This window comes from Persicirhabdus sediminis (assembly GCF_016595495.1).
Taxonomy (GTDB): domain Bacteria; phylum Verrucomicrobiota; class Verrucomicrobiia; order Verrucomicrobiales; family Akkermansiaceae; genus Persicirhabdus; species Persicirhabdus sediminis.
In genome coordinates, this window is sequence record NZ_JAENIM010000029.1 from 26,235 (window position 1) to 40,631 (window position 14,397).

Consider the following 14,397-nt stretch of genomic DNA (forward strand, 5'->3'; position numbering starts at 1 on the left):
GATTTTCACCAAAGGCAAGCATTCATTAACTTTCCTTTACTATTATTTCCCCCACCTAGGGGTCTATCACCTACGCCCGAGAGAGCGTAGAGCTTAATAAATCAACGGTATCGCCGACACCGCGCTCACTCTCAATGCGTTGTTTAATTTTTCTACAAGCATGAATAACAGTACCGTGATCGCGACCACCAAAGGCATCACCAATCTCCATTAGAGAGCTTTGTGTGAGCTGACGGCTAAGATACATCGCCATTTGTCTAGCAAAGGCAATATTCGCTGGACGACGACGGCTAGTCATATCTGCCATGCGCACATCATAGTGCTCACAAACAGCTTTTTGGATAGCGTCGATAGTCACACGCTGAGAGCCTTCCTGACGAAGAATGTCTTTAAGTAATTCCTCGGCGCGCTCCTGAGTCATTAGACCGCTACCTAGCGACGCGTATGTCGCCAGACGAACAAGACCACCCTCCAAGCGACGCACGTTACTGCGAATGCGCTCAGCTAGGAAATAAAGCAGGCCGTCATCTAACTTCACGTCCCAATCTTCCATCTTGCGCTGCAGAATTGCTAGACGCGTCTCCATGCTAGGCGGCTGCATCTCTACAGTGAGACCACACTCAAATCGTGAGATAAGACGCGGCTCGACGTTTTTGATTTCAGATGCTGGACGATCAGACGTTAGAACAATCTGACTTTGCAGATCGAGCAGCGTATTGAAGGTATGGAAAAATTCTTCCTGCGAACGTTCTTTACCAGCGAGGAACTGAATATCATCGATCAGCAGAATGTCAGCACGACGATACTTCTTACGGAAATTTTCTAACGACCCCTTGCGAACCATGTCGATAAACTCGTTAGTGAATTTCTCACAAGTAAGGTAAACAACACGCGCGCTTGGGTTATCATTCATCAACTGCTGGCCAATTGCCTGCATCAGGTGAGTTTTACCAAGACCTGATCCACCGTGAATGAATAGTGGATTGTAAACTGCCCCACCGCGCTTCTCAGCAACAGCCGCACAAGCAGCGTGGGCAAATTCGTTATTGTGACCAACCACAAAACGATCAAAGGCAAATTGTGGATTCAGCCCAGCTGTCTTCAAACGCTTATCGATATCACCCTTTGGTTGAACTCTACCCTGAGAGCTAGTCGATACAGCCTCCTCTTTAACAGCCGCCTTAACGATGCCATCTTCAGCCACCACTACGGAAACCTTGCTAGGAAGCCCTGAGTCCTTAGTGAAGGCGTTCTGCAGCTCTGGCAGGTAGTTAGTCTCAATCCACACCTGGTGCATATCACTCGGCACTCCGAGCAGCGCCTGAGTCTCAGAAACGTCGATGAGCTCAGCAGATTGGAACCAGCGACTGTATGCATCCGGGCTTACTAACTCCTTCAACGACACTGAAATTTTTTCCCAAAGGCCAGGTAAATCTAGACGCTCGGTTTTGGAAACTTCAGTCATTTTGTCGTTTATGGAGATAGCGGATGACATTTTTTAAAATTATAGGAATTGGGTTTGAAAATGTGTGATGGAGTCGCCTTGCGGCAAGACCAAGTTAATGCCAAATTTTTAAAAATTTGCAAAACATTTTACGCCTTCTAACTTTTGCAAAAATTTAACTCCCCATTCCACAATGGTTCCACGCTAAAAGTTTAAAAAAAAATAAAAATCCTTGACTGCAGTGGACCTCAAGAAAAGTCAAACACCTGTGCTAACAGCCGCAATCCATTGGTACATATAGGTTTTTAATTTTTACTCGGAATAAGTAAACCGCACAGGACGGTCAAAACTGTGGTCACTGGCCAGGCCCATACAAAACAGTAAACTGGTGCAATTGATGGGCTTACACCCACTTCACCAGTTAGAACATAAGTAGGCAGTTTTGCTAGATGCTCAGCAAACGCAGGAATCACCTTTATCACCAAAACCCATACATCGGTGCGAATAAAGAGAACCAGCAGGAATGATACACAGACCCCGACTATCAAGCCACGAACAGACCCCCTGCCCAGCAATGAACATAAAAATAATCCCAGTAGCGGCCCCATAGCATAGGCCGTCATACCAAAAGCTAAGCTGAGAATAGGAATCCCCTGGCTCGCCACCTGAAGCAGCAGAGTAAATATGGTCAACCCAATGCCCCACATCACCACTAAGTAACGTGACTTCTTCACCAAGTTCATTTCCTCCAACTCTTCATCGGTGCGATCTTCTGGATGGTATATAAGAGACAGCGTGGTCTGACTGAGAGCCGCCAAAATGGAATCCAAACTAGAAACCGCGGCTGCAAATATTCCAGCTAGAATCAAACCCGACAAACCAACTGGCAGCACGGTGACAATCCACATTGGAAAGACCGAGTCTTTCTTATCTGGGACAGGCACGTTAGACACTAGCTCAGGATTGACGATCACGCCATTCTGATAGGCATCGGGGTGAGCCGCTCGCGGCGCTTCAGTTAGCGCCAACTCAGCAGCTTGGTACTTCGCGGATAACTCCATAGGTTGCTCAATGTCCATAACCACCGCCCCCTCTTGCGGTGTAAATGGATTCTGATGGTAGTGAACAAATAAACCTGCACCAACCAAAAGCATCAGCAGAGTTAGAAACTGCCCCATTGAACTCCAAACCAAAGCTTTCGCTGCATCCTTAGCATTTTTGCAGCAGAACATGCGCTGTGCATTCAATTGATCAACACCAAATGCTGTTAGATTCTGGAATGGCACCGCAATGATAGCCACCCATAAGGTAAACTGCAATTCAGCTGAAAAACCAAAAGTAGTATCCCATGTTTTAGTACGGCCAAACTGCTCGGCAGTTTGCCAGTATTCAGCCCAGCCGCCAGAAAGCGAATTCACCACCCAGAACAGAGCCAAAAACCCACCAAAAGTGAACAGGCAGAACTGCATCACGTCGGTCCAGATCACCGTGCGCATGCCGCCCATCAATGTCCACCCGATAGCAAAAATACCGATGGCGACGATGCAGATCCAGATTGGCAAACCTGTGACTACTTGAAGCGGGATCGCAGCCACTAACACACGCACACTTTGTCCTAGAATACTACCGACGGTAAATACAACGGTCGCTAGCGTTTTGATAGGAGAGCCCAGTCGCTTGCCCATATAGTCGTATGGGCTATAAATTTCATCTTTATAAAATACAGGAACAAAATATTTGGCGACGATGATACGACCGAGCACCGATCCTATCCCCCACAGTAGATAGGTAAAGTTTCCATGCAACGCGAAGAGCGTACCAGCGACACCAATGAAGGTCACGCCGCTGATTTCAGTCGCTATGATAGATCCACAAACAGCAGGCCATGGCAGTGAACGACCACCGAGAAAGAAATCTCTAATGGTGCCCTGCTTACCGCGCATCGCGTGGCCAACTAATGTCGTCAGCATGAGGTAGCCAACGATGACTACCCAATCCCAGTTAGTAAAAAGTTCGTGAACTTGAGGCTCCATGCCGCAGACCCTATCACCCTAATCTTCCAGCCAACAATCACCAAATCATTGAAGGTCGATAAATCCCCAATATCATCATTGTTAGCCAGTAATTAACACCATTTCAGTTACCTCAAAAATGAATCACTTAGAGGCTTTAGTTGGAGATTCTACTTTCTCTACCAAATGACGTGCCCAGATATTACGAAATTCGACAGGATCGCTGTGCCACTGCAATCTAATGGGCGCTTTCGCTGGCATGGATGCTGGGTATTTACCGAGTTTGCGAAACTTTGTAGGCCCCAAAAACGCTCGCTGAGCCTGTACCACCACGCCATTATGAATCACAGTAACCAACGCAGGAGACTTCAGCCCGCTCTCGTCATAAACTGGAGCCTGAAAAATAATATCATAACTCTGCCATTCACCCTGAGCTGTAGAAGCATTCACTAGTGGTGGATACTGACCGTACATCGCCGCCGCCTGACCGTCCGCATAAGTGACGTTAGAATGACTCTCTTGAATTTGAATTTCAAAATTATCCATCAAGAAGACGCCACTATTAGCGCCTTTTTGCCCAGAGACTTCACGCCCAGCTGGAACCCGCCACTCAATGTGCAGCTGCATATCGCCAAAGGATTCTTTACTGCGGATGTCGCCAGCTTCTTTACCGCCAGTGGCAATCATCACCCCATCTTTGACCTCCCACGCCTTATCCCAAGCATCCGTCGACTTGCCATCAAACAACACCACCGCATCTGCTGGCGGAGCTTGCACAACTACACCCTGCGAAACCACTTTTTGCGGACGCGGACGCTTAACATCATGAACATGATATTTTTCATCCGGCGGCAACAGCGGGGTTAATTTAGGGCCCGCTAGAAGAGACAGACTTCCAGCTAACGACAGCGAACCGAGCATGCAAAGGCTTGGGAGACATATAGGATTCATAACTATCTATACGCACTAGCATCTACGCCCTATCAGCTCAATCAATAATAACAGGTTTTACCTATCATTACTCTAGCGCCTAAACGAACTCTTAAGCTCGGCAATACTCGTCGCCTTCAGCAATAAAACAAATCCAGCGTAACTAGCCATACCTGCAGCCACCATTATTGATAGAGAAATGAGGCGCTCGATAAAACTGCCATCGAGCCAGCTGATCAATGATACACGCAGAGCAAACACAACTACGCCCATCAGCACGCTGGCACCCAACATCATGGAAATACGACGTAAAAATGCGGCATTTGGTTTCACCAACCCGCGTAAGCCGTAAACTAACAAACCAACATTAACCCATGCCGCCACGGAAGTAGCCACTGCAATACCAACATGACCAAATTTAGGGAACAACAGCAGGCTAACAACAATATTCACCAGCACAGTCACCCCAGCCATCTTCATTGGCGACTTGGTATTTTCCTGTGCAAAGTAACCCGGCTGAAGAACCTTGATCAAAACGTAACCTGGAAGGCCAACAGCAAATCCAGCTAGAGCAGCAGCACTCGCCTTGGTGCTCACGGCATCAAACTCACCGCGCTGGAATAACACCGAGATGATAGAATCCGGAATCACCATCATCGCCACCGCAGCTGGCAGCGTAATAATCAAGCCGAACTCAGCACCACGCAAAATACTCTCGTTAGCCCCCTCACGGTCATTTTTACGCAATTGACGTGTCACCTCAGGCAACAAGACAACACCTAACGCGATTCCTATCATACCTAGCGGCAATTGATAGACGCGCTCAGAATAATACAGATAAGAAATAGCCCCAGCTTGGAAAGAAGCGATGATCGTTCCTATCACCAAGTTCACCTGCTGGATGCCAGCGGCAATCACCCCAGGACCCATCAGGCCAAAGAGCCGCTTCATGTCGGCATTGAAATGCGGCCAGCTAATAACAATAGGACAGGCGTAATGTTTGCACGCCCACCATAACAAAGCAAATTGTACCACGCCAGCTAGAGCCACACACCAAGCCAGCACGTGGCCAGGGAACTCAGATTTCATGCCGTAGACAAAAATCGACAAGCCAAGAATAAATACAATATTCAATAATATGGGCGCAGCTGCTGGAATGCTAAAAATATTAAAGGTATTGAGCATGCCGCTCATGTGAGCCACCAACGCCATGAATAACAAATAACAGAAAGTAATCTGTGAAAGCTTAATCGTTAGCGCCAAGGTATCTGGATGATTTCGATAAATGCTGAGCTCAGCAACGCGGCCAAGGTTTTCTTCAGTTGCGCCGATCTGGCTGGAAATCCAGTTCACCCGGTTGCCGCTCGCCAGCTGAATGTTAGCCACCTCATCAGTCAACACCCACTGATCTTCTATGTACTCAAACCCGGTTAACTTGAAAAGTTGATGGTTTTTCACCAATTCTTTTTGCTCAGCTGATAATTTCAGCTCGCTACCATCAGCAGGCATGATGACCGTATTGCTCTGATCGAGAACAATGTGTTCACCTTTCGCGCCGGGCTCAAAGATTCGCAGCAGCGCGCCAAGTGAATCTAATGATTTTTCCTGCTCAACCACCAATGTGAGATCGTGCAGCTGGATTTCTTCTAGATGGTTCTTATCAGCATCTAGCGAAAAGAAGATCTGTTTGGCGTGCTTGGTGCGCGCTTCTACCAGCTGAGCCTCTTGAGCAATTTCGCTAACCGACTCTGGATTAAATCCAGGCACGATCACCTTGCCCATAATCCACGGCATGCATGGAATGGCTATCAGCGAGGCAATACCCAAGACCACTAGCAAGGTGCTGAAGGCATTGTTAGCAAATTGCATCGCCGTCGGCTTTCCCCCATCAGCCACGCGCCGACCAAACATCGGCACAAATGCCGCATTGAAGGCGCCTTCGCCAAAAATGCGGCGAAACATGTTAGGGAAACGGAAGGCAGCAAAAAAGGCATCACCAACCAAACCCGCCCCAACAAATGCAGCAATAAATGCGTCGCGCAGAAATCCAAGCACCCGGCTAATTGCCGTGAAGCCGGATACTTTCATGATAGATTTCAGCATATGCGTCGCAGATTTCTAATGAAGCGTAAGTCACGAATGACCCACGAGCCTACTTTTCGCTGGCGCGACGGAGTCGATCCATGATGGCAACACCAATGCCTACTTCTGATAGCGGCTCAGCGACAATCATGTCCACGCCAGCTTCATCCAGCTTGCGCATGCAGTAGAATAAGCGCACGGCAGCCTCTGACAGCTTCCCTTTACCTGGGCTAAGAATTTCCACTGTATCCCAGTCATGCAGATGCAGGTATCCAGCTTTAGAAGTACCGCGATGGCTGAGCAGAGCGTAAACTTTCCCTTCTTCAGCAACAAAGTCTTCAGGTTTTTCAAGCAACTTAAATGGTGTCACTGGAGAATAATGGCTATCTAGCATACCTGGAGATTCCTGTGCTTTTGCATCAGCTTTCCCTTCAGCATCACGCTTCACCTTTGGTTTCACCATTTTACCAAATGGCAACATCATCTCACGTGTCACAGGACCACTGCGCAGCAGAACGATCTCATCTTTAGATTTTTTACCTGGCTGAACTTTGACGATGGTGCTCTCAAGACCATTGAGGCAAGCGCCGCCGTCGATAATAGCTGGAATGCGACCACCGAGCTCCTTGAGCACAGCCTGCGCAGAAGTTGGGCTGATGCGACCAAACAAGTTGGCGCTTGGCGCTGCGATTGGTTTGCCAAATTTTTTGCAAATAGCACGCATCACTGGGTGAGCGCTCATGCGTACAGCTACGGTAGGCAGACCAGCGGTCACTGAATCAGGCACGGAATCTTTTTTCGGCAGAACAAAAGTAAGTGCACCTGGCCAGAACTCAGCCATCAGCTTGTTGATGGTTTCTTCCACCTCAGCTGGAATTTCAGCCACCAAATGAACATCTTCAGGTTTGGCAACGTGCACAATCAATGGATCGTACGATGGGCGGTCTTTGGCTTCAAAAATTTTAGCAACGGCATTTTCATCCAAGGCATTGGCAGCCAGCCCGTACACAGTCTCGGTAGGCAAGGCAACAATCTCCCCAGCTGCAAGCAATTCAGCAGCAGCATTGATGGCGATTTGCGGGTCCTCAGGATCAGCTTCGATGATTTTAGTGGTGCTCACGCAGACGTGGTAGCTGAAAATATCCGTAATTAGAATTTAAATTTCACCTTAGTTCAGTAGTGTCACTCTCATGAATGAAGATCAGACCAACCCGATGAGGAAAAATATTATCCTCATCGGCTTTATGGGCTGTGGAAAATCGACCATCGGCATCAAGCTTAGCAAATCGCTAAACTATACGATGATTGACACAGATCACTATATAGAAAGCCGCGAAAAACTCACCATTCCCGAAATTTTCGAAGCGCGTGGGCAAGAAGCCTTCCGCGACATGGAGACCAAGCTCTTGCGCGAGCTGGTAGCCAACAAAACCACCTGCCACATCATTGCCACCGGCGGAGGCATTATCAGCAGACCGGAAAATATCGACCTGCTGCGCCAGCTGGGATTTGTCGTCTGGCTGAATGCGCGACCAGAAATCATTCTCGAGCGCACGTCACGCAACCAGAACCGCCCGCTGCTGCAAGTTGACGATCCGCTCAGCGTGATCAAAAAACTACTCAAGGAACGCAAACCTCTGTACAAATCGGCCGCTCATGTGAAAATTTCCACCTCGGACCTGTCACAAAGAGAATTAACTCTTGGAATTTCCGAAAGTGCCCGCTACCACTTCGGCCACCACTAAGGGCACTTCACACAAACTCGCGCTAGATACGTATAGCAACTCGCTAAATCCATCAGCTGACAAAGAGTTTTCCCCCACGCCCCCAAAAGGCAGTTGCAATGCAGCTGACACTGTGACACCTATTCCTAAGAAATTACCGATCATATGGCGCTGATACGCACATCAAAAAATAAGCATCAACTTCCTGTAAACCTCGTTCGCAAGGAACTCAAAGTCGTTGAAGCACAGATCCGCCAACAGGTAGAGGGATTTGACCCAGGCGTCGCGCCTTACATTGACTACATCTGCAATACTAGCGGCAAACGTCTCCGACCCGTTCTCGCCATCCTCGCTGGAGCTGCTGCAGGTGGAAAAAATACCGAAGATCACATCAAGATCGGCGTCATTCTCGAGCTCATCCACATGGCCACTTTGGTTCACGATGACATCATCGACGGAGCTGATACACGCCGCAAAGTCCCTACAGCAAATGCCAAATGGGGCAACGGCATGGCCGTCCTCCTCGGCGACGCACTCTTTTCTCACTCACTCATGCTCGCCACCGAATTTGGCAGCATCGATATCTGCAGCAAAGTTGGCAAAGCATCACGCGAAGTTTGCGAAGGCGAAGTCATCCAGACTCAACGCCGCTTTGATCTCACCCTGAGCAAGGCTGAGTATTTCCGCATTATCGAAATGAAAACCGGCGCGTTATTTGCCGCCGCAGCTGGCATCGCTGGCGCCCTCTCCGGCGCATCGGAAGATGCTGAAGAAAAACTTTACCAATACGGACTCAAGCTCGGCACTGCCTATCAAATCTACGACGACGTTCTCGACCTCGTGGGCGACGAAGAAGAAGTGGGCAAAACTCTGCGCACCGACCTAGAAAAGGGCAAACTCACATTGCCAATGCTCAATTTGCTGGAAGTCGCCAATAAAGAGCAACGTGACAAACTCAATAAACGCATCATCGAGCAGAAGCCGCTCGACCTGCACGTGCTCGTTGGCATCGCCGAATACGAAGGTGCTGTAGAAAGCGCCATCGACACCGCCATCCAGCTACTTGTTGAAGCGCGCGAAGGCCTCAAGCTCGTTCTGCCAGAAAATAAATACCGTGACGGTCTCGACCAAGTCACCCTGTACCTCGAGCAGCTGATCAACGACTGCCGCAAGTAAACCTCTAGTTATTTAAATTTTCCTCACCGCATGGCCAGCTGGCCGTGCGGTATTTTTTTGCCTATCTATTAGAGCAAATCGCCCAGCTCACCTCTTTACCTCCAGCTGGAGCTAGACGGCACCAGCCAACACTATTTGGAGAATCGATTAAACCGCCGTATATCAGCGATAAAGTCCTTAGCGATAACAGTCGATGCTACAAATCGCCATCAAAATGCGGCCACCACCGCCACGCCGAAAAAATCATTAGGTCAGCCAGCGCAGCACACAAACCTAATTAAAAGCTCCACAGCCAGGCTAGGCCACCCCTTATTTCGTGAGACCTCCTTGCAAACCAACTAATCACCCCCTGTCACCCACCCAAAGAAACCAAAGGCGCTAAATTTCAATCGGAATTGCACAATCGTGATGATTTGACAGCAAAGTAGCCTGATTTTTCAAATAAAAATGATTTTTGGTCGTATAGAGATATCAACAATAAATTTCTATCCGAAAGAAGCTATCTGGCCTGTGCCAGAATAGATAAAATAATCCACATTATCACTATGAATGACCAAAATAAAACCAGTCCTTTATTTTCTCATAGCAGCCGAACGATCACATGCCTGAGCTTAGGTGTGATGCTCGCTATGTCAGCTGCTACTCCTGCCATCGCGGCGGGCAATGATGTTAGCACTCCAAGACAAGTTGCCGTTTGGCAAAAAGAACTTGGTAACCACCGTGTGCTGCTCAAAGTAGACAAAGCCAGCCCAGCTGTAGCTGCCAAGATGGATTGGCGCCGTCCAGGCCGCCTCTCTGAGAAAAATAACCTTCTCGTCGTTCATCTCGATAGCGGCAAAACAGTTGATAACCGTGTGATCATCAAAAGCGATCGCGAGTCCGGTGAAATCATCTTTGATGCAAGTGCAGGCCCAGGTTTATACGCAGTTTACACTCACCAGCCACGCAACCCAGCCCAGGTCATCCTCGAAGCTGACCCAAATGCTCTGAAAAAAGCCTCTAAAGGCAAAAAGAATTTCGACCCGAGCAAGATGGCTAGCTCCAAGCCAACTGGCTACAAAAGAGCTGATTTGAATGCTGAGTACCCGCTGGTTACTTACGTTACTAAAAAGGACACTGCTGATGCCAAGTGGCTCAAAGCAAACAACCTTAACGACAGCAAAGCTCAAGCAGCTCAGCTGGATAAACTTCCTCAGGCATCCGTTGTTGCCTTTGAAGCTCTCAAGATTTCAGGCGATCCATCCACTCAGTCACGCAACTTGTTTGACAACATGGAGACCATTGCCACAGCTAAAGAGACTGCTGATTTCCTCAGCAAGCAAAATTCAGCTAATGGATTCCTCGTTTTCCCTGAGCCACGTGAAAACCAAATCAAGATGCGCCGCGACATGCCCCAGCACTGGGTGCAAAATGGCACATCTGACAAATTCACTGTGAAAGCTCAACCAGGTGAGTACATCCCGTTCCAGATGGGTGTCTACGCCATGGCGGAACTGAAAAACCTCAAAGTGAATTTCAGCCCAATCTCAAACGGCAGCGAAGAAATCTCAACAGACCAGATGAACTGCTTCCAAAATGGTGGTAATGACTGGACTGGTAAGCCATTTGAAAAATCAGTAGAAGTAGGCGCTAACCGCGTACAACCAATGTGGTGTGGCATCATGCTGCCAAAAACTGCCTCCGGCAACTATAACGGCAAACTCACCATCACTGCTGACGGATTCCCAACTCAAGAAATCGACCTCACCGTAGCTGTGAGCGGCGCCGTTCTCGAAGATCACGGTGACAGCAACCCAAGCAAGCTTACTCGCCTTCGCTGGCTCGATTCTACTCGTGGTGCTAATGACGACGACGTTGTGACTCCATTCACTCCGCTCGAGCGTAAAGGCAATAAAATCAGCCTACTCGGCCGCGAAGTTGAGCTAGCTGAAAATGGCCTGCCAAAACAGCTGACTAGTTACATCGACATGTATTCAATCCAGCCAAACGGCCAGGATTTGTTTGCTGAGGCAGCCAGCCTTAAACTCACTGGCGCCAACGGCGATATCGCCCTGAAGTCAGAAGGCATCAAGTACGTCACTGAGAAAGTTGGAGCGATCTCATTTGAAACTGTTCAGACATCAGACAAAATCAAACTTGTTGGTGAAGGTAAACTCGAAGCAGATGGCTACATCCGCTACCGTTACACATTCACTTCTGATCAAGCAGTTAAGCTCGACAATGTTGCGCTGACTCTGCCACTGCAAGCTGACACCGCAAAATACGTTGCGGGTTCACTTTCAAATATCGCTGGCCTCAGACCTGAGAAAGCCAACATTCCAATCGAAGGTGGCATCATGTACCAGGCATTCTGGTCAGGTGATTACAACGTCGGTGTTGGTTGTATCCTCAAAAACCACGAAGACGAGTGGAACGCAGAGAACAAAACTAAGAAGTCCACACCTACCTCCCCAACATGGGAAAACGGTGGCAACGGTAACTACCAGATCAGTGAATCCAATAATACTGCAGTGGTCTCCGTTAACACAGGTGCAATCACTATCTCACCTGATGAACCTCTTGAGCTGAACTTCTCACTCCTGCTTACACCATTCAAGCCGATCCGCGGTGACCGTTGGGGATTCCGTATCAACCACCGTAAGCCAGGTATGGACCCTGAGCTTCCTTACGCCAAAAAACATGGCGCTAAAGTGGTTAACCTCCACCACGGTGCTACTTGGAACCGTCACATCAACTACCCGTTCATCGACTCACAAGGTCTGAAAGCATTTGTTGATGAGGCTGCTAAGTTAGACATCTCAGTCAAACTCTACAACACAGTGCGCGAACTTTCTACTCGCTGTGAAGAGCTCTGGATTCTCCGTAGCTTAGGTGACGAAATCCTCTGTGATGATGTAGGCTTTGAAACATTGGACCCACAGCCTGCTACAGCTCAGATCGACCGCTTTACACGTACTGGTGGTCAGTGGATGAGTGAGCACATGCGCGACAATTACCGCGTAAGATGGCACACTAACGTGCACTCACTTGACGAAGAACTCGAAACCAAAGTTGGTCGCCAACACGATGGCGCATTCTCAGTACAAGGTCTGAGCCGCTGGCACAACTTCTACGTTGAAGGCCTCAACTGGCTGAGAAAGAATACTGGCGTCCGTGGTGTTTACCTCGACGGTATCGGTTACGACCGCGGTATCATCAAACGTGCTCGTAAAGCAATGACCATCGAAGGTCTTCCTGCTCCACAAATCGATTTCCATGGAGCCGTTAACTACGCATGGATTCAGCACGCACCATACTGTGATAGCATGTGGTACGGTGAAGGAGCTAAGTACACTGCTGACCCAGCATACTGGCTGGTAGAAGTATCAGGTATTCCATTTGGCCTCACAGGTGAAATCCTCTCAGGCAGCCCTACAGCTAACCAGTACCGTGGTATGCTCTACGGTATGTCACGTCGACTCGACTGGGGCGGCAAAGAAGAAACAGCTGCGCTGTGGAAACTCTGGGACGACTTCAAAATCGAAGACGCTGAGTGGATTGGCTACTTCTCTGAGAAGCCACTGGGTAAAACCAACCTCGATAACGTACCTATGACCATCTACAAAAAAGATGGCGAGTCCATGCTGGTGATTGCTAGCTGGGAAAAAGGTGACTGCGAAGTGACTCTTGACGTTGACTGGAAAGCTCTTGGGCTCGATCCAGCCAAAGTTACCCTCACTGCTCCAGCAATTGACGGCATGCAAGATGCTGGCCAATTCAAAGCCAACGATAAGATCAAGCTGGAAGAACTCGGCGGCAAGATCCTCATCGCTAGCGAGAAATAATATCCCAGCCAGTTGGGTTACATGATCCAGCTGGCTAGTTAATTCTGCGCTAATTGCGTAGATGCACTGAAAACCTGATCAGCCTAGCTGGTCAGGTTTTTTTCTTTTTTAGCTGAAATAGGCAAATCGCTCGGCATGAATAAGTGATTCACAGAAATTTCTGCGCAATCACCACCTCGCATCTACTTTCAGCCAATCAAAACAATCTCCCACCAAAACGTCATGATGACGGCGTATCTGTAGTTACCATGTGTCTAGCTGGAAAACCTTCGTAGCGAGTAGAGTTTGCTAGGACTTTCAGCTGGCTGGCCAGCTGAGGTGATAGGTTTTGCGCCTTGCTTGCGTTTCTTGCCAAATTTTTTGCGGTGAGTTCTGAATTGATTGTTGATAAAGGCTTTGCCGCCGATGGCCACGCCGTCGGTGAAGTATTTTATTTTGTGTCGTAGCAGCTCGGCGGGTGAGATTTTGCCCTCTCTAGCACGTTCATTTTCTAGCTGAGATTTGGCATTTTCATTAGTCACGGCAGCGTCTTCTATCAGCCAGAGTCGGTAGCGATGGGCGTTTTTGAGCCAGCTGGTTTGCGCTACGCGCATCAACTCGCAGAGCCCGTAACGACAGCGTTTGCTGCCAGCCAGCGCGGCGGCGTAACCACACCAGCGGTAGTCTTTTGGATCGCTAACGACGCCCGCTCTAACTGGGTTCAGATCGATGTAGGCGGCGATGGCATGCAGCGCGGTGAAATCTTCACCGGTTTCGTGTTCGGCTGGTTTGTTAGTAGATTCTACCAACACGCTTTTGTAACGGCCCATCCACAGCGCACCGCGTCTACCGTGAGTTTTGTTATACCATCGGCTGTAGCGCTCTTTGAGTTCTTTAACGAATTTTTCTAAGTTACAAAAACGCTCTTTGTATTTAGTTAGTTGCTCATCAGCATAGCGCTCCATGCCATTGGCGCGCATGTGCGCCAACTCGGCTCGCAGCTGGCTGATGTACGCTTTGCTATACAGCGTTCGCAGGTGGTCGATCAGCCGCTCTTCTCCTTGCTGCTTGGTTTGCGTCGGTCTTTCGTCTGGCCTACCTTGTGACTCGTAGGCTTCAAACTTGGCGTTAAATTTCACCCTGCTAGGCACGCGAATGAGCAAGTGAAAATGGTTATCCATCAAACAATAAGTCAGGATTTTTATGCCTGAGAAGCGCGCCATGCG

At 48.7% G+C, this 14,397-nt stretch carries 9 protein-coding genes; 3 read left to right on the forward strand and 6 right to left on the reverse strand.

Features of this window, described 5'->3' with window-relative positions; all coding sequences use genetic code 11:
* Positions 1 to 70: 70 nt before the first annotated feature.
* The 5 genes from dnaA to JIN82_RS17565 all read right to left on the reverse strand — a co-directional run bounded on the left by dnaA (position 71) and on the right by JIN82_RS17565 (position 7,588).
* Positions 71 to 1,465, reverse strand: coding sequence for a chromosomal replication initiator protein DnaA (gene dnaA / locus JIN82_RS05680; protein WP_200310672.1), 1,395 nt, complete (start codon positions 1,463 to 1,465; stop codon positions 71 to 73).
* 284 nt (positions 1,466 to 1,749) lie between these two features.
* The gene (locus JIN82_RS05685) at positions 1,750 to 3,477 is read right to left on the reverse strand and encodes a sodium:solute symporter family transporter (protein ID WP_200310673.1); all 1,728 of its coding nucleotides are present in this window, start codon (positions 3,475 to 3,477) and stop codon (positions 1,750 to 1,752) included.
* 123 nt (positions 3,478 to 3,600) lie between these two features.
* Positions 3,601 to 4,407 carry a 3-keto-disaccharide hydrolase gene (locus tag JIN82_RS05690; protein WP_200310674.1) on the reverse strand — a complete coding sequence of 269 codons (807 nt, stop codon included), beginning with the start codon at positions 4,405 to 4,407 and terminating at the stop codon, positions 3,601 to 3,603.
* Between the two features lie 72 nt (positions 4,408 to 4,479).
* On the reverse strand, positions 4,480 to 6,474 hold the full coding sequence (murJ, locus tag JIN82_RS05695; RefSeq protein WP_200310675.1) for a murein biosynthesis integral membrane protein MurJ: 1,995 nt from the start codon (positions 6,472 to 6,474) through the stop codon (positions 4,480 to 4,482).
* Positions 6,475 to 6,538: 64 nt separating this feature from the next.
* Positions 6,539 to 7,588, reverse strand: a complete 1,050-nt coding sequence (locus JIN82_RS17565) for an L-threonylcarbamoyladenylate synthase (protein ID WP_200310676.1) — start codon at positions 7,586 to 7,588, stop codon at positions 6,539 to 6,541.
* A 70-nt stretch (positions 7,589 to 7,658) separates the two neighbouring features.
* Here JIN82_RS17565 and JIN82_RS05705 point away from each other — a divergent pair, with 70 nt between their 5' ends.
* From JIN82_RS05705 to JIN82_RS05715, 3 genes are all read left to right on the forward strand, one after another.
* On the forward strand, positions 7,659 to 8,213 hold the full coding sequence (locus JIN82_RS05705; RefSeq protein WP_200310677.1) for a shikimate kinase: 555 nt from the start codon (positions 7,659 to 7,661) through the stop codon (positions 8,211 to 8,213).
* Between the two features lie 144 nt (positions 8,214 to 8,357).
* A complete protein-coding gene (locus tag JIN82_RS05710) occupies positions 8,358 to 9,368 on the forward strand; it encodes a polyprenyl synthetase family protein (protein WP_200310678.1) in 1,011 nt (336 codons plus the stop codon).
* Between the two features lie 545 nt (positions 9,369 to 9,913).
* Positions 9,914 to 13,192, forward strand: coding sequence for a glycoside hydrolase domain-containing protein (locus JIN82_RS05715; protein ID WP_200310679.1), 3,279 nt, complete (start codon positions 9,914 to 9,916; stop codon positions 13,190 to 13,192).
* A 254-nt stretch (positions 13,193 to 13,446) separates the two neighbouring features.
* On the opposite strand, the gene JIN82_RS05720 is transcribed toward JIN82_RS05715, so the two are convergent.
* Positions 13,447 to 14,397 (reverse strand): transposase (locus JIN82_RS05720; protein ID WP_200310680.1); only part of this gene is annotated, 951 nt, incomplete at its 5' end.

Coding starts and splice junctions, on each gene's coding strand:
- dnaA (WP_200310672.1), bottom strand. CDS start 1,465: ATGACTGAAGTTTCCAAAACCGAGCGTCTAGATTTACCTGGCCTTTGG.
- JIN82_RS05685 (WP_200310673.1), bottom strand. CDS start 3,477: ATGGAGCCTCAAGTTCACGAACTTTTTACTAACTGGGATTGGGTAGTC.
- JIN82_RS05690 (WP_200310674.1), bottom strand. CDS start 4,407: ATGAATCCTATATGTCTCCCAAGCCTTTGCATGCTCGGTTCGCTGTCG.
- murJ (WP_200310675.1), bottom strand. CDS start 6,474: ATGAAAGTATCCGGCTTCACGGCAATTAGCCGGGTGCTTGGATTTCTG.
- JIN82_RS05705 (WP_200310677.1), top strand. CDS start 7,659: ATGAATGAAGATCAGACCAACCCGATGAGGAAAAATATTATCCTCATC.
- JIN82_RS05710 (WP_200310678.1), top strand. CDS start 8,358: ATGGCGCTGATACGCACATCAAAAAATAAGCATCAACTTCCTGTAAAC.
- JIN82_RS05715 (WP_200310679.1), top strand. CDS start 9,914: ATGAATGACCAAAATAAAACCAGTCCTTTATTTTCTCATAGCAGCCGA.